Annotated in this window: 11 protein-coding genes; 10 read left to right on the forward strand and 1 reads right to left on the reverse strand. The window is 54.2% G+C overall.

The features are described from left to right. Positions 1 to 289: 289 nt before the first annotated feature. From araB to rluA, 6 genes are all read left to right on the forward strand, one after another. The gene (gene araB, locus I6L54_RS21095; RefSeq protein WP_005124523.1) at positions 290 to 1,999 is read left to right on the forward strand and encodes a ribulokinase; all 1,710 of its coding nucleotides are present in this window, start codon (positions 290 to 292) and stop codon (positions 1,997 to 1,999) included. 10 nt (positions 2,000 to 2,009) lie between these two features. Then, positions 2,010 to 3,512: an L-arabinose isomerase gene (araA, locus tag I6L54_RS21100; RefSeq protein WP_040230154.1), complete on the forward strand. Its 1,503-nt coding sequence runs from the start codon at positions 2,010 to 2,012 to the stop codon at positions 3,510 to 3,512. A gap of 92 nt (positions 3,513 to 3,604) precedes the next feature. Continuing rightward, on the forward strand, positions 3,605 to 4,300 hold the full coding sequence (araD, locus tag I6L54_RS21105) for an L-ribulose-5-phosphate 4-epimerase (RefSeq protein ID WP_005124519.1): 696 nt from the start codon (positions 3,605 to 3,607) through the stop codon (positions 4,298 to 4,300). Between the two features lie 91 nt (positions 4,301 to 4,391). Continuing rightward, positions 4,392 to 6,743, forward strand: a complete 2,352-nt coding sequence (polB, locus tag I6L54_RS21110) for a DNA polymerase II (RefSeq protein ID WP_040230155.1) — start codon at positions 4,392 to 4,394, stop codon at positions 6,741 to 6,743. Positions 6,744 to 6,874: 131 nt separating this feature from the next. Further along, on the forward strand, positions 6,875 to 9,781 hold the full coding sequence (gene rapA / locus I6L54_RS21115; protein WP_040230156.1) for an RNA polymerase-associated protein RapA: 2,907 nt from the start codon (positions 6,875 to 6,877) through the stop codon (positions 9,779 to 9,781). Between the two features lie 11 nt (positions 9,782 to 9,792). Continuing rightward, complete coding sequence (gene rluA, locus I6L54_RS21120; RefSeq protein WP_040230158.1) at positions 9,793 to 10,452, forward strand: bifunctional tRNA pseudouridine(32) synthase/23S rRNA pseudouridine(746) synthase RluA; 660 nt, start codon at positions 9,793 to 9,795, stop codon at positions 10,450 to 10,452. Between the two features lie 95 nt (positions 10,453 to 10,547). On the opposite strand, the gene djlA is transcribed toward rluA, so the two are convergent. Then, complete coding sequence (gene djlA, locus I6L54_RS21125; RefSeq protein WP_005124510.1) at positions 10,548 to 11,363, reverse strand: co-chaperone DjlA; 816 nt, start codon at positions 11,361 to 11,363, stop codon at positions 10,548 to 10,550. A gap of 254 nt (positions 11,364 to 11,617) precedes the next feature. Here djlA and lptD point away from each other — a divergent pair, with 254 nt between their 5' ends. The 4 genes from lptD (at position 11,618) to rsmA (ending at position 17,328) form a co-directional block, all read left to right on the forward strand. Continuing rightward, on the forward strand, positions 11,618 to 13,978 hold the full coding sequence (lptD, locus tag I6L54_RS21130; protein ID WP_040230159.1) for an LPS assembly protein LptD: 2,361 nt from the start codon (positions 11,618 to 11,620) through the stop codon (positions 13,976 to 13,978). Between the two features lie 257 nt (positions 13,979 to 14,235). Then, complete coding sequence (gene surA / locus I6L54_RS21135; RefSeq protein WP_005124505.1) at positions 14,236 to 15,522, forward strand: peptidylprolyl isomerase SurA; 1,287 nt, start codon at positions 14,236 to 14,238, stop codon at positions 15,520 to 15,522. Continuing rightward, complete coding sequence (gene pdxA, locus I6L54_RS21140) at positions 15,522 to 16,514, forward strand: 4-hydroxythreonine-4-phosphate dehydrogenase PdxA (RefSeq protein WP_040230160.1); 993 nt, start codon at positions 15,522 to 15,524, stop codon at positions 16,512 to 16,514. The genes surA and pdxA overlap by 1 nt, the downstream gene beginning before the upstream one ends. After that, the gene (rsmA, locus tag I6L54_RS21145; RefSeq protein ID WP_005124503.1) at positions 16,507 to 17,328 is read left to right on the forward strand and encodes a 16S rRNA (adenine(1518)-N(6)/adenine(1519)-N(6))-dimethyltransferase RsmA; all 822 of its coding nucleotides are present in this window, start codon (positions 16,507 to 16,509) and stop codon (positions 17,326 to 17,328) included. The genes pdxA and rsmA overlap by 8 nt, the downstream gene beginning before the upstream one ends.

A 17,328-nucleotide genomic window follows, 5' to 3' on the forward strand; every position in this document is an offset into this window, starting at 1 on the left:
TCAGACATCATCGCCGTCGCCGCTGCGGGCCGCTGTGTTTGCGATAATGGACCATCAACCCCGCTTGTGAAAAGCTCTTTGTAAAAAACATGTACTACGCCAACGTCAAAATCGGCTAACAAAAGTGTCTATAACTACGGCAGAAATGTCCACATTGATTATTTGCACAGCGTCACACTTTGTGATGCCACAGCATTTTAATCCATAAGATTAGCGGATCCTGCCTGACGGTTTTTATCGCTACTCACTACTGTTTATCCATACCCGTATTTTTGGATGGAGTAAGACGATGGCGATTGCAATTGGCCTCGATTTTGGTAGTGATTCAGTACGCGCTTTGGCGGTGGAATGTGCCACCGGCGAAGAGATCGCCACCAGCGTTGAGTGGTATCCACGTTGGCAGGAAGGGCAGTATTGCGATGGCCCAAACAACCAGTTTCGCCATCATCCGCGCGACTACATTGAATCCATGGAAGCGGCGCTGAAAACCGTGCTGGCCGAACTGAGCGCTGAACAGCGCGCGGAAGTGGTCGGGATTGGCGTTGACAGTACCGGCTCAACCCCGGCACCTATCGATGCCGAGGGCAACGTACTGGCGCTGCGTCCGGAGTTCGCTGAAAACCCGAATGCAATGTTTGTCCTGTGGAAAGATCACACCTCAGTCGAAGAAGCTGAAGAAATTACCCGTCTGTGCCACGCACCGGGCAAGATCGATTACTCCCGCTATATCGGCGGTATTTATTCCAGCGAATGGTTCTGGGCCAAAATCCTACATGTAACCCGCCAGGATAACGCGGTCGCAGAGGCTGCGGTTTCATGGATTGAGCTGTGCGACTGGGTTCCGGCCCTGCTCTCCAATACCGTACGTCCACAGGATATTCGCCGCGGACGTTGCAGCGCCGGACACAAATCCCTGTGGCATGAAAGCTGGGGCGGCCTACCGCCAGCCAGTTTCTTTGATGAGCTCGACCCCATCCTTAACCACCATCTGCCATACCCAATGTTTACCGATACCTTCACGGCCGACCTGCCGGTTGGCACCCTGTGCGCCGAGTGGGCACAGCGTCTGGGGCTACCGGAAAGCGTGGTGATTGCAGGCGGCGCTTTTGACTGCCATATGGGTGCGGTCGGCGCGGGCGCACAACCCAATACGCTGGTAAAAGTCATCGGCACGTCGACCTGCGACATTCTGATTGCCGACAAACACAGCGTCGGCGAACGCGCGGTGAAAGGCATATGCGGCCAGGTTGATGGCAGCGTAGTGCCTGATTTTATTGGCCTTGAGGCGGGGCAGTCCGCATTTGGCGATATCTATGCCTGGTTTAGCCGCGTGTTGAGCTGGCCGCTGGAGCAGCTTGCCGCGCAGCATCCGGAGCTGAAGACCCAGATTAAAGCCAGCCAAAAACAACTGCTGCCAGCGCTCACCGAAGCCTGGGCGAAAAATCCGTCGCTGGATCACCTGCCGGTGGTGCTCGACTGGTTTAACGGTCGCCGTACGCCCAATGCCAACCAGCGTTTGAAAGGGGTGATTACCGATCTCAATCTGGCCACCGACGCACCAGCGCTGTTCGGTGGGCTGATTGCCGCCACGGCCTTTGGCGCACGTGCCATTCAGGAATGCTTCACCGATCAAGGCATTGCGGTTAATAACGTGATGGCGTTAGGCGGTATCGCCCGTAAAAACCCGGTCATCATGCAGGCCTGCTGTGACGTGCTAAACCGTCCGCTACAGATTGTCGCTTCCGACCAGTGCTGCGCACTTGGCGCGGCTATCTTCGCCGCCGTTGCCGCGAAAGTACACGCCGATATCCCGGCCGCTCAGCAAAAAATGGCGAGTGCCGTGGAAAACACACTGCAACCTCGTCCAGAACAGGCTCAACGTTTTGAACAGCTTTACCGCCGCTACCAGCAGTGGGCGATTAGCGCTGAACAACAATACCTTCCGACTGCCGCTCCGGCGCAACAAGCCCCGGTAGACCTGGCAACCCTGACACATTAAGGACACGACAATGACGATTTTTGATAACTATGAAGTGTGGTTTGTGATTGGTAGCCAGCATCTGTATGGCCCTGAAACCCTGCGTCAGGTAACTCAACATGCGGAGCACGTCGTTAACGCACTGAATACCGAAGCTAAACTGCCCTGCAAACTGGTGTTAAAACCGCTGGGTACGCGTCCGGATGAAATAACCAACATCTGTCGCGACGCCAACTACGACGACAAATGCGCAGGTATGGTGGTGTGGCTGCACACCTTCTCGCCGGCGAAAATGTGGATCAACGGCCTGACTATCCTTAATAAACCGCTACTTCAGTTCCACACCCAGTTCAACGCCGCCCTGCCGTGGGACAGCATTGATATGGACTTTATGAACCTGAACCAAACCGCGCACGGCGGCCGTGAGTTCGGCTTTATCGGCGCACGTATGCGTCAGCAGCACGCCGTGGTCACCGGTCACTGGCAGGACAAACAGGCACACGAACGCATCGGCTCCTGGATGCGCCAGGCCGTGTCCAAACAGGACACTCGCCATCTGAAAGTCTGCCGTTTTGGCGACAACATGCGCGAAGTTGCGGTCACCGATGGCGATAAAGTTGCCGCGCAGATCAAATTCGGCTTCTCGGTAAACACCTGGGCCGTGGGCGATCTGGTACAGGTCGTGAACGCAATTAGCGACGGCGAAATCAACGCGCTCATCGATGAGTATGAAAGCACCTATACCATGACGGCGGCAACGCAAGTCCACGGTGAAAAACGTCAGAACGTCCTGGAAGCGGCCCGTATTGAACTGGGGATGAAGCGCTTCCTGGAACAGGGCGGATTCCACGCCTTCACCACCACATTTGAAGATTTACACGGTCTGAAACAGCTTCCGGGTCTGGCCGTACAGCGTCTGATGCAGCAAGGCTACGGCTTTGCGGGCGAAGGCGACTGGAAAACCGCCGCTCTGCTTCGCATCATGAAGGTGATGTCAACCGGTCTGCAGGGCGGCACCTCATTTATGGAGGATTACACCTACCACTTCGAGAAAGGCAACGATCTGGTACTCGGTTCGCACATGTTGGAAGTGTGCCCGTCTATCGCGGTGGAAGAGAAACCGATCCTCGACGTACAGCACCTCGGCATTGGCGGTAAAGACGATCCTGCCCGTCTGATCTTCAACACCAAAACCGGCCCGGCCGTGGTTGCCAGCCTGATCGATCTCGGCGATCGTTTTCGCCTGCTGGTTAACTGTATCGACACGGTACAAACGCCGCACTCCCTGCCGAAACTGCCGGTGGCAAACGCACTGTGGAAAGCCCAGCCGGATCTGCCAACCGCATCTGAAGCCTGGATCCTCGCCGGCGGCGCACATCACACCGTCTTCAGCCACGCGCTGGATCTGAACGATATGCGCCAGTTCGCTGAAATGCACGATATCGAGATCGCCGTGATCGACAACGATACCCGCCTGCCAGCCTTTAAAGACGCACTGCGCTGGAATGACGTGTATTACGGTTTTAAACGCTAAAGTACGGATTGCCCGGTGGCACTGCGTTTACCGGGCCTACAAATCACCGTAGGCCGGATAAGCGAAGCGCCATCCGGCATTCAGGAGTTAACATGCTAGAAGATCTTAAACGTCAGGTGCTGGAAGCCAATCTGGCGTTGCCTAAGCACAACCTGGTCACCCTGACCTGGGGCAACGTTAGCGCCGTCGATCGCGAACGCGGCGTATTTGTGATTAAACCATCCGGTGTCGATTACAGCGTAATGACTGCCGACGATATGGTCGTTGTCAGTATTGCAACAGGCGAAGTGGTGGAAGGCCAGAAAAAACCCTCTTCTGATACCCCAACGCACCGTCTGCTGTACCAGGCATTCCCGACCATTGGCGGCATTGTTCACACCCATTCCCGTCACGCAACCATCTGGGCGCAGGCAGGTCAGTCTATTCCGGCCACGGGAACCACTCATGCGGACTATTTCTACGGCACGATTCCCTGCACACGGAAAATGACCGAGGAAGAAATCAACGGCGAATATGAATGGGAAACCGGGAATGTGATCGTCGAAACCTTTGAGAAACAAGGCATTGACGCTTCGCAGATGCCAGGCGTGCTGGTGCACTCTCACGGTCCGTTTGCCTGGGGAAAAAATGCTGAAGATGCCGTACACAACGCCATCGTGCTGGAAGAAGTGGCCTATATGGGGATCTTCTGCCGCCAGCTTGCGCCGCAATTGCCGGATATGCAGCAAACCCTGCTGGATAAACACTACCTGCGCAAACACGGCGCAAAAGCCTACTACGGGCAGTAGTCCCTGCTGACACATAACAACTGTATAAAATCACAGCCAATCTATCAGAACCAGGCTATAATAATGCCTGGTTTTTTAATGGATACACAGCGTGGCGCAGGCAGGCTTTATTCTAACCCGACACTGGCGGGATACCCCGCAGGGGACAGAGGTTTCATTCTGGCTGGCAACGGACAGCGGGCCATTGCAGGTCACGCTTGCACCGCAGGAGTCGGTCGCTTTTATCCCCACCAGTCAGATCCCCCGCGTCACCACATTATTACGCACCGAAAAAGGCTATCGCCTGGCGCCGCTTCAGCTGCAAGACTTTCACCGTCAGCCCGTTTCTGGCCTGTATTGCCACTCACATCGCCAGCTTATGAGGCTGGAAAAACTGCTGCGCGAAAATGGTGTAACGGTTTACGAGGCCGATGTGCGTCCACCAGAACGTTATCTGATGGAACGTTTTATTACCTCCCCGGTTTGGGTCGAAGGTACTCCTCAAAACAACACACTGATTAATGCCCGCCTGAAGCCGAACCCGGACTACCGACCACCGTTGAAATGGGTCTCGCTGGATATCGAAACCACGCGCCACGGCGAACTCTACTGCATCGGCCTTGAAGGCTGCGGGCAGCGAATTGTCTACATGCTCGGCCCGGAAAACGGTAATGCCTCGGCGCTGGATTTTGAACTTGAGTACGTCGCAAGCCGTCCGCTGCTACTGGAAAAGCTCAACGACTGGGTTGCCCGTCACGATCCTGATGTCATTATCGGCTGGAACGTCGTGCAGTTCGATTTACGCGTCCTGCAAAAGCACGCCGAACGCTACCGTATTCCCCTGCTTTTTGGTCGGGATAACAGCGAGCTGGAGTGGCGCGAGCATGGCTTCAAAAATGACGTCTTCTTCGCGCAGGCTAAAGGTCGTCTGATTATTGACGGCATTGAGGCGCTCAAATCCGCATTCTGGAATTTCTCGTCATTTTCGCTGGAAACGGTGTCGCAGGAGCTACTGGGTGAAGGGAAGTCGATCGATAACCCATGGGACAGAATGGACGAAATCGATCGCCGGTTTGCCCACGATAAGCCCGCGCTTGCCACCTACAATCTCAAAGACTGTGAACTGGTCACCCGCATTTTTCATAAAACCGAGATCATGCCGTTTCTGCTGGAGCGTTCAACGGTTAACGGCCTGCCGGTCGACAGGCACGGCGGTTCGGTCGCCGCCTTTGGTCATCTCTACCTGCCGCGCATGCATCGGGCGGGCTATGTGGCACCGAATCTGGGTGAAATCCCTGCCCACGCCAGCCCCGGCGGCTACGTGATGGACTCACGCCCGGGTCTGTACGACTCCGTGCTGGTGTTGGATTACAAAAGCCTGTACCCGTCAATTATTCGTACTTTCTTGATCGATCCAGTGGGGCTTATCGAAGGGATGGCGCATCCGGATAAGGAGCACAGTACCGAAGGGTTCCTTGACGCCTGGTTCTCTCGTGAAAAGCACTGCCTGCCGGAAATCGTGACCCGGATCTGGCATGGGCGCGAAGAAGCAAAACGCCACGGCAATAAACCGCTCTCGCAGGCGCTGAAAATCATCATGAATGCGTTTTACGGCGTGCTGGGAACCACCGCCTGCCGCTTTTTCGACCCGAGGCTGGCTTCGTCCATCACCATGCGTGGCCACGCGATCATGCGTCAGACCAAAGCGCTGATTGAAGCTCAGGGTTACGACGTCATCTATGGCGATACCGACTCCACTTTTGTCTGGCTTAAAAAAGCGCATTCGGAAGCCGATGCGGCCCGGATTGGGCGGGAACTGGTGAGCTACGTCAACGACTGGTGGGCGCAGTCGCTGAAACAACAAAAACTGACCAGTGCGCTGGAGCTGGAGTTTGAAACCCACTTTTGTCGCTTTCTGATGCCGACCATACGCGGCGCTGATACCGGCAGCAAAAAGCGCTACGCCGGGATGATTCAGGAAGGTACAGAGCAGCGCATGGTATTTAAGGGCCTGGAAACGGTACGAACTGACTGGACGCCGCTGGCTCAGCAGTTTCAGCAGGCGCTGTACCTGCGAATTTTTCGCAACGAGCCTTACCAGGAGTTTGTTCGCGAGACTATCGACCGTCTGATGGCGGGTGAACTGGACGACCAACTGGTGTATCGCAAACGCCTGCGTCGCCCGTTAAGCGAATACCAGCGCAATGTGCCGCCACACGTGCGCGCCGCGCGCCTCGCCGATGAGCAAAATGTAAAGCTGGGACGTCCGCCGCAGTATCAGAATCGCGGCACCATTAAATATGTCTGGACGATAAATGGTCCAGAACCCGTGGATTATCAGCTTTCAGCCCTTGACTACGAGCACTATTTGACCCGGCAGATCCAGCCCGTAGCCGAGGGAATACTTCCCTTTATCGATGATAACTTTGCTACACTACTCACAGGGCAACTGGGGTTATTTTGACGCGTGACGAAACCGTCGCCATCCAGTACCATAGCGCCCTTTCCATTCCTGGACCCCAATACACTTGCTGCCACTTTACTCTGGCAGAGGGTGAGTATTGCCTGCAACTAAAGATATAGAGCCGAACATATATGCCTTTTACACTTGGTCAACGCTGGATCAGCGATACAGAAAGCGAATTGGGACTTGGTACCGTTGTCGCCATGGATGCGCGAACCGTCACATTACTTTTCTCTTCGACGGGCGAAAACCGTCTGTATGCGCGCAGTGATTCCCCCGTGACCCGCGTGATGTTCAATCCTGGTGATACGATAACAAGCCATGAAGGCTGGCAACTGCATGTCGATGAAGTAAAAGAAGAAAACGGTCTGCTTGCCTATATCGGAACCCGCCTTGATACCGAAGAAACCGGTGTAACGCTGCGTGAAGTTCTGCTCGACAGCAAGCTGGTATTCAGCAAACCACAGGATCGCCTGTTTGCCGGCCAGATTGACCGTATGGATCGCTTTGCGCTGCGCTATCGTGCGCGTAAATTTCAGAGCGAACAGTACCGTATGCCGTGGAGTGGTTTGCGTGGTCAACGTACCAGCCTGATCCCCCACCAGCTCAACATCGCCCACGACGTCGGCCGTCGTCATGCTCCTCGCGTATTGCTGGCTGACGAAGTAGGTTTAGGTAAAACCATTGAAGCCGGGATGATCCTGCATCAACAGCTGCTGTCAGGCGCCGCAGAGCGCGTGCTGATTATCGTCCCGGAGACGTTACAGCACCAGTGGCTGGTCGAAATGCTGCGTCGTTTCAACCTGCGCTTTGCGCTGTTTGATGATGAGCGTTATGCAGAAGCGCAGCACGATGCCTACAACCCGTTTGAAACCGAACAGTTGGTTATCTGTTCGCTGGACTTTGCCCGTCGCAGTAAACAGCGCCTGGAGCATCTGTGTGACGCCGAATGGGATCTGCTGATTGTCGATGAAGCCCATCACCTGGTGTGGAGCGAAGACGCGCCCAGCCGTGAATATATGGCCGTTGAACAACTGGCAGAACGCGTACCGGGCATCCTGCTGCTGACCGCAACGCCGGAACAGCTAGGCCTGGAAAGCCACTTTGCGCGCCTGCGCCTGCTGGACCCCAGCCGTTTCCACGATTTCGCCCAGTTTGTTGAAGAACAGAAAAATTACCGTCCGGTCGCCGATGCCGTCGCTATGCTGCTGGCAGGCAACAAGCTGAGCAACAATGAGCTGAACATGTTAGGTGACATGATTGGCGAACAGGACATTGAACCGTTATTGCAGGCGGCAAACAGCGACAGCGAAGACGCCCAGAGCGCGCGTCAGGAGCTGGTTTCAATGCTGATGGACAGACACGGCACCAGCCGCGTGCTGTTCCGTAACACCCGTAACGGCGTGAAAGGCTTCCCGAAACGCGAACTGCATACCATCAAGCTGCCGCTGCCAACCCAATACCAGACGGCGATTAAAGTCTCCGGCATTATGGGCGCGCGTAAGAGTGCAGAAGACCGGGCGCGCGACATGCTCTACCCGGAACAGATTTATCAGGAATTCGAAGGCGACACCGGCACCTGGTGGAACTTTGATCCGCGCGTGGAATGGCTGATGGGCTATCTGACCAGCCACCGCTCGCAAAAAGTACTGGTTATCTGTGCAAAAGCCACCACCGCGCTGCAACTGGAGCAGGTGCTGCGCGAGCGTGAAGGTATCCGCGCCGCCGTGTTCCATGAAGGGATGTCGATCATTGAACGTGACCGCGCTGCGGCCTGGTTTAGCGAAGAAGATAGCGGCGCGCAGGTAATGCTGTGCTCCGAAATCGGCTCCGAGGGACGTAACTTCCAGTTCGCCAGTAATCTGGTGATGTTTGACCTGCCGTTCAACCCGGACCTGCTGGAACAGCGTATTGGTCGTCTGGACCGTATCGGTCAGGCGCATGATATTCAGATTCACGTTCCGTACCTGGAAAAAACCGCGCAATCCGTACTGGTGCGTTGGTACCACGAAGGTCTGGATGCGTTCGAACACACCTGCCCGACCGGACGTACCATCTATGACACGGTATATAACAACCTGATCGGCTACCTGGCGGAGCCAGAAAATACCGATGGCTTTGATGATCTGATCAAAACCTGCCGCGAACAACATGACGCATTGAAAGCGCAACTGGAGCAAGGTCGCGATCGTCTGCTGGAGATCCACTCTAACGGCGGTGAAAAAGCGCTGGCACTGGCTGAGAGCATTGAAGAGCAGGACGACGATACCAGCCTGATCGCCTTCGCCATGAACCTGTTTGATATCGTTGGTATTAATCAGGATGACCGTGGTGACAATTTGATCGTGCTGACGCCGTCCGATCATATGCTGGTGCCAGATTTCCCTGGATTGCCGGAAGATGGCTGCACCATCACGTTCGAACGTGATGTCGCCCTGTCGCGTGAAGACGCGCAGTTTATTACCTGGGAGCATCCGCTGATCCGTAATGGTCTGGATCTCATCCTCTCCGGCGATACCGGCAGTAGCACCATTTCGTTGTTGAAAAACAAAGCATTGCCGGTCGGCACTCTGCTGGTTGAGCTGGTGTATGTGGTTGAAGCGCAGGCACCGAAACAGCTGCAGTTAAACCGCTTCCTGCCGCCAACGCCGGTACGTATGCTGCTGGATAAAAACGGCAATAACCTTGCCGCACAGGTTGAATTCGAAACCTTTAACCGTCAGCTCAGCGCCGTTAACCGCCACACCGGCAGTAAACTGGTCAACGCCGTGCAGCAGGACGTTCATGCCATTCTGCAACTCGGTGAAGCGCAGGTGGAAAAATCGGCTCGCGCGCTGATCGACGCGGCGCGTAAAGAAGCGGACGAAAAACTGACGGCAGAACTCTCCCGTCTGGAAGCGCTGCGCGCCATTAACCCGAACATCCGTGATGACGAACTCAGCGCAATTGAAAGCAACCGTCAGCAGGTGATGGAAAGCCTGGATCAGGCGGGATGGCGTCTGGATGCCCTGCGCCTGATCGTCGTGACGCATCAGTAACGGAGCCATACATGGGGATGGAAAACTACAATCCGCCGCAGGAACCCTGGCTGGTTATCCTGTATCAGGATGAGCATATTATGGTGGTCAACAAGCCGAGCGGCTTGTTGTCCGTGCCGGGTCGTCTGGATGAACACAAAGACAGCGTGATGACGCGTATTCAGCGCGACTATCCGCAGGCTGAATCTGTCCATCGTCTGGATATGGCCACCAGCGGCGTGATTGTAGTGGCACTAACGAAAGCGGCAGAGCGCGAGCTAAAACGCCAGTTTCGCGAACGCGAACCGAAGAAACAGTATGTCGCACGCGTGTGGGGACATCCGTCCCCCGCTGAAGGGCTGGTAGATTTACCACTGATTTGCGACTGGCCGAATCGGCCAAAGCAGAAAGTGTGTTATGAAACCGGAAAATCAGCGCAAACAGAATACGAAGTCGTGGAGTTTGCCGCGGATAATACCGCCCGGGTGGTGCTCAAACCCATTACTGGACGTTCCCATCAGCTACGCGTGCATATGCTGGCGTTAGGGCATCCAATTCTGGGTGACCGCTTCTATGCGCCACCGGAGGCGCTGGCAATGGCACCGAGACTGCTGCTGCATGCAGAGATGTTAACCATCACCCATCCCGAATACGGCAACAGTATGACGTTTAAAGTCCCGGCGGATTTTTAAATTCTGAGCCAATTTATGCCGGGGGCGCTTCGCTTGCCCGGCCTACATTCATTACCGTAGGCCGGATAAGGCGCTAGCCGCATCCGGCATAACGATTATTTAAAGCCTTTCTGTTCTTTAATTAGCTCGTAGGCTTTTTGAATTTCCTGCGCTTTTTGCTTCGCCATTTCCATCATTTCTGGCGGCAGACCTTTCGCAACCAGTTTGTCCGGATGGTGCTCGCTCATCAGCTTACGATAGGCGCGCTTAATGGTGGTCGCATCATCGGTCGCTTTCACACCCAGCACATTGCAGGCGTCTTCCAGCGTCGGGCCACGTTGCGCCTGCTGCCAGCCACCGCCGCCGGACTGCTGCTGATATCCACCGCCAAACTGCGCGCCGCCCTGCATCATACGCAGGAACTGATCAAATTGGGTCCGTGAGATCCCCAATTCTTCAGCAATCACATACAGCACTTCACGCTCGTTAGGGTGCAACGATCCATCGGCAAATGCCGCCTGAATCTGAATCTCCAGGAACATGCGGATCAGATCGAATCGCCCAAAGCAGACGCTGCGAAACTGACGCATCTTTTCACGTAATGGGTAATTATCCGATTTTCCCACCCGGAACGCGTGTTGCGCGGCTGTACGCGAGTCGCCGTGTAAATTCATGCGGTCCATCAGCTGGCTGGCGATATGAATATCGGCTTCCGTGACGCGTCCTTTGGATTTGGTCAGATGCCCCATCACCTCAAAAGTGGTGGCAAAAAACAGCGCCTGACGCTCTCGTTGGTTGGCGAACCACGCCATTTTGCGCATGCGGGCTTTGTCGAACATATGGCCAACTAACAGGCCTAACACCACACCCCAGAAGCCGCCGCCCATCATTAAGGCCACGGCCACACCAATAATCTTTCCCCAATACTGCATACATTCCCCAAATCTTTATGCTCTTGGCCAGGCTATGTCCCACAATATAAGGTGCTTTTACCGTTTTACGGCTGCGGTCAATTGTGGGACATCGCCTATAATTTGCATTATCATACCTGTCATTCAATGCCGTGCCTAACACCACGGAGCCTTAATCGGCAGGATTAACACTAGCGCAGTGAAGATGAGATAAGTTAGGCTGTGACCGTTTGTCACGCGCGACGCTACTGATGATGGAACAATAAATACAACGTATGAAAAAACGTATTCCCACTCTTCTGGCCACCATGATTGCCAGCGCCCTTTATAGCCAACAGGGTCTGGCAGCCGATCTCGCCTCACAGTGCATGTTAGGCGTGCCAAGCTATAACCGTCCTCTGGTGCAGGGCGAGACCAATGAATTACCCGTCACCATCAATGCCGATCACGCGAAAGGGAACTACCCTGATGACGCCGTGTTTACCGGCAACGTGGATATTGCGCAGGGTAACAGCCGCCTACAAGCCGATGAAGTGCAGCTTCATCAAAAGCAGGCCGAAGGTCAACCCGCTCCCGTTCGTACCGTCGATGCGCTGGGCAACGTCCATTATGATGACAACCAGGTCATTCTGAAGGGACCAAAGGGTTGGGCAAACCTGAATACGAAAGACACCAACGTCTGGGAAGGTGACTACCAGATGGTGGGACGCCAGGGGCGCGGGAAAGCAGACCTGATGAAACAGCGCGGTGAGAATCGCTATACCATTCTGGAAAACGGCAGTTTTACCTCCTGTCTTCCGGGTTCCAATACCTGGAGCGTCGTCGGTAGCGAAGTGATCCATGACCGTGAAGAACAGGTCGCTGAAATCTGGAACGCCCGTTTTAAGCTGGGCCCAGTTCCTGTGTTTTACAGCCCCTATTTACAACTCCCTGTCGGCGATAAGCGCCGTTCCGGTTTCTTGATCCCGAACGCAAAATACTCCACCAAGAACTATTTTGAGTTCTACCTGCCGTATTACTGGAATATCGCGCCCAACATGGACGCCACCATTACGCCGCATTATATGCATCGCCGTGGCGGCATTATGTGGGAGAACGAATTCCGTTACCTGACCCAGGCGGGCACAGGTCTGATGGAACTCGATTATCTGAATTCCGACCGGGTCTACGACGACGAACATCCGAAAGATGACAATTCCCGTCGCTGGCTGTTCTACTGGCAGCACGCTGGGGTCATGGACCAGGTGTGGCGTTTCAACGTCGACTACACCAAAGTCAGCGACTCAAGCTACTTTAATGATTTTGACAATAAGTACGGTTCCAGCACCGACGGTTATGCGACACAGAAATTCAGTGTTGGCTATGCAGTGCAAAACTTTGATGCGACGGTCTCAACCAAGAAATTCCAGGTTTTTGACGATCAGAACAACAGCAGTTATTCCGCAGAACCGCAGTTAGACGTTAACTTCTATCAGAATGACGTTGGTCCATTTGATACCCGTATTTATGGACAGGCGGTGCATTTCGTCAATACCAATGACGACATGCCGGAAGCGACGCGTGTTCACCTTGAGCCGACCATCAATCTGCCGCTATCCAATCAGTGGGGAAGTATCAACACTGAAGCGAAGCTGATGGCGACGCACTACCAACAGACCAATCTGGACTGGTACAACAACAATCCGGGTAACGTAAATAAGCTCGACGACTCCGCTAACCGCGTCATGCCGCAGTTCAAAGTCGACGGTAAGTTGGTATTCGAACGTGACATGGAAATGCTGGCGCCAGGCTATACCCAGACGCTGGAGCCGCGTGCGCAGTATTTGTATGTGCCATATCGCAACCAAAGTCATATCTATAACTATGACTCTTCCCTGCTGCAAGCTGACTACAGTGGCCTGTTCCGTGACCGTACCTATGGCGGTCTGGATCGTATTGCCTCCGCTAACCAGGTAACGACAGGTGTCACATCTCGCGTTTATGATGACGCGGCCGTTGAACGTTTTAATATTTCTGTGGGTCAAATCTACTATTTCACCGAGTCTCGCACTGGCGATGACAACATAAAATGGGAGAATGACGACAAAACCGGTTCATTGGTATGGGCAGGTGATACCTACTGGCGCATCTCCGATCGTTGGGGTTTACGCGGTGGGATCCAGTACGACACGCGTCTGGACAGTGTCGCCACCAGCAGCAGCAGCATCGAGTACCGCCGCGACGAAAACCGTATGCTGCAGTTGAACTACCGCTATGCCAGCCCGGAATATATCCAGGCGACACTGCCGTCGTATTACTCTACGGCAGATCAGTATAAAAACGGGATTTCTCAGGTGGGTGCAGTGGCGAGCGTGCCGATCGCTGAGCGTTGGTCAATCGTCGGAGCTTACTACTTCGATACCAATGTGAACAAAGTGGCGGATTCCATGCTGGGCTTGCAGTACAACTCCTGCTGTTATGCCATTCGCGTCGGCTACGAACGTAAGCTGAATGGTTGGGATGACACCCAGAAACACGCGGTATATGACAACTCGATCGGCTTTAATATCGAACTGCGTGGCCTGAGCTCCAACTATGGCCTTGGCACCAACCAGATGCTGCGTTCGAACATTTTGCCGTATCAAAGCTCTTTATGATCTGATTAATTGATACCCAATGGATTTCGAGCTGCATTGAGGCGGCAACTGAGAGAATCCCCAGGAGCTTACATAAGTAAGTGACTGGGGTGAGTGACAAATCTGTCAGGAACAGATTTGAACGTCGCACAGCGACGGCCCATAAGGGCGAGTCTCATGGATGAGACGAGTAACTCAGCAGCCAACAAAAATGCGGCTTGAAAGACGAAGGGTATAAAACGTAATCCGCATTGCGGTTAATTGATAATGGAAAAAGTATGAAGAACTGGAAAACGCTGCTTCTCGGTATCGCCATGGTCGCGAATACCAGTTTCGCTGCCCCACAGGTAGTCGATAAAGTCGCAGCCGTCGTCAATAACGGCGTCGTTCTGGAAAGCGACGTCGATGGCTTAATGCAGTCAGTAAAACTGAACGCGGGTCAGGCAGGTCAGCAATTACCGGACGATGCCACGCTGCGTCATCAGATCCTGGAACGTTTGATCATGGATCAAATCGTTCTGCAGATGGGTCAGAAGATGGGCGTAAAAATCTCTGATGAGCAGTTGGATCAGGCGATTGCCAACATTGCCAAGCAGAACAATATGACGCTGGATCAAATGCGCAGCCGTCTGGCTCAGGATGGTCTGAGTTATTCGACCTATCGCAACCAGATCCGTAAAGAGATGACCATCTCTGAAGTGCGTAATAATGAAGTTCGCCGTCGCGTCACGATCCTGCCACAGGAAGTTGATGCCCTTGCGCAGCAAGTTGGCAACCAAAATGATGCCAGCACTGAGCTGAACCTGAGCCACATTCTGATCCCACTGCCGGAAAACCCAACTTCCGATCAGGTAAACGAAGCGGAAAGCCAGGCACGTTCTGTGGTTGACGAAGCGCGTAACGGTAGCGATTTTGGCAAGCTGGCCATCACTTATTCTGCTGACCAGCAGGCGCTGAAAGGCGGCCAGATGGGCTGGGGACGTATTCAGGAACTGCCAGGTATCTTTGCTCAGGCGTTAAGCACCGCGAAAAAAGGCGATATTATTGGCCCGATTCGTTCAGGTGTCGGCTTCCATATTTTGAAAGTCAACGATATGCGTGGCCAGAGCCAGAGCGTCTCCGTGACTGAAGTTCACGCCCGCCATATTCTGCTGAAACCGTCGCCGATCATGACCGATCAGCAGGCTCGTCTGAAACTGGAACAAATTGCAGCTGATATTAAGAGCGGTAAAACGACCTTTGCAGCAGCCGCTAAAGAGTTTTCTCAGGATCCGGGTTCAGCAAACCAGGGCGGTGACCTGGGTTGGGCTGCAGCCGATATTTTCGATCCTGCTTTCCGCGATGCGCTGACCAAACTTCATAAAGGCCAGATGAGCGCCCCGGTGCACTCCTCTTTCGGCTGGCATCTGATCGAGCTGCTGGATACGCGTAACGTTGATAAAACTGACGCGGCACAGAAAGACAGAGCTTATCGCATGCTGATGAACCGTAAATTCTCAGAAGAAGCAGCGACCTGGATGCAGGAACAGCGCGCCAGTGCGTACGTTAAAATTTTGAGCAACTAATGACTCGAACTCAACGTGTTGTGATCACTCCCGGCGAACCCGCCGGGATTGGTCCGGATCTTGTGGTCCAGCTAGCACAGCGCGAGTGGCCGGTAGAACTCGTTGTTTGTGCTGATGCCGCGCTACTCCGTGACCGGGCAACCCTGCTCGGTTTACCGCTTTCACTTCTCCCCTATACTCCAGATACCCCAGCCCGACCGCAATCAGCCGGTACGCTGACGCTATTGCCGGTTGCGCTGCGCGCCCCTGTCGTCGCGGGCCAACTGGCGGTAGAGAATGGGCAATATGTAGTCGACACGCTGGCTCGCGCCTGCGATGGTTGTCTACAGGGCGAATTTGCAGCGCTGATAACCGGCCCCGTTCACAAAGGCGTCATCAATGACGCTGGCGTGCCGTTTACCGGGCATACCGAGTTTTTTGAGGAGCGTTCACAGGCGAAGAAAGTCGTGATGATGCTGGCAACGGAAGAGCTGCGTGTTGCCCTGGCGACCACGCATCTGCCGCTTAAAGCCGTTGCTGACGCCATTACCCCGGCATTATTGCGGGAAGTGATCGGCATTCTGCATCATGATTTGCGCACTAAGTTTGGCCTGAACGATCCGCATATTCTGGTGTGCGGCCTTAACCCGCATGCCGGTGAAGGCGGCCATATGGGAATGGAAGAGATAGACACCATTATCCCGGTTCTCGATGAACTGCGTGCGCAGGGGATGAAATTAAATGGCCCGCTGCCCGCAGATACGCTGTTTCAGCCCAAATATCTCGACCACGCGGATGCCGTGCTGGCAATGTACCACGATCAGGGCCTCCCCGTGCTAAAATACCAGGGATTTGGTCGCGGGGTGAATATCACGCTGGGCCTGCCCTTTATTCGCACATCCGTCGATCACGGTACCGCGCTTGAACTTGCGGGACGTGGGCAAGCAGATGTCGGCAGTTTTATTACGGCGCTTAATCTCGCCATCAAAATGATTGTTAATACCAATGAATAATCGAGTCCATCAGGGCCACTTAGCCCGTAAACGTTTCGGGCAAAACTTCCTCAACGATCAGTTTGTGATCGAAAGTATTGTCTCTGCTATCAACCCGCAGAAAGGTCAGGCTATGGTCGAAATCGGCCCGGGCCTGGCTGCGTTAACCGAGCCAGTAGGCGAACGCCTGGACAAGCTCACGGTCATTGAGCTGGATCGCGATCTCGCCGCGCGCCTGCAAACGCACCCGTTTTTAGGGCCGAAGCTGACGATTTATCAGCAAGATGCCATGACCATGAACTTCGGCGAACTTGCCCAAACAATGGGGCAGCCGCTGCGTGTGTTCGGCAACCTGCCGTACAACATCTCCACGCCGCTGATGTTCCATCTTTTTACCTATACTGATGCCATTGCCGACATGCATTTCATGTTGCAAAAAGAGGTGGTCAATCGTCTGGTTGCAGGGCCAAACAGTAAAGCGTATGGTCGATTAAGCGTCATGGCGCAATATTACTGCAATGTGATCCCGGTACTTGAAGTGCCGCCATCGGCATTTACGCCCGCGCCTAAAGTCGATTCTGCGGTTGTGCGTCTGGTCCCTCACGCGACAATGCCGTACCCGGTTAAAGATGTTCGTGTGCTGAGCCGTATTACCACTGAAGCGTTTAATCAGCGTCGTAAAACGGTACGTAACAGCCTCGGTAATCTGTTCAGCGTTGAAGTACTCACAGAGTTGGGCATTGACCCGGCAATGCGAGCGGAAAATATCTCTGTCGCGCAATACTGCCGGATGGCTAACTATCTGTCGGAAAACGCGCCATCGAAGGAGAGTTAA

This window comes from Citrobacter pasteurii, assembly GCF_019047765.1.
GTDB lineage: Bacteria > Pseudomonadota > Gammaproteobacteria > Enterobacterales > Enterobacteriaceae > Citrobacter > Citrobacter pasteurii.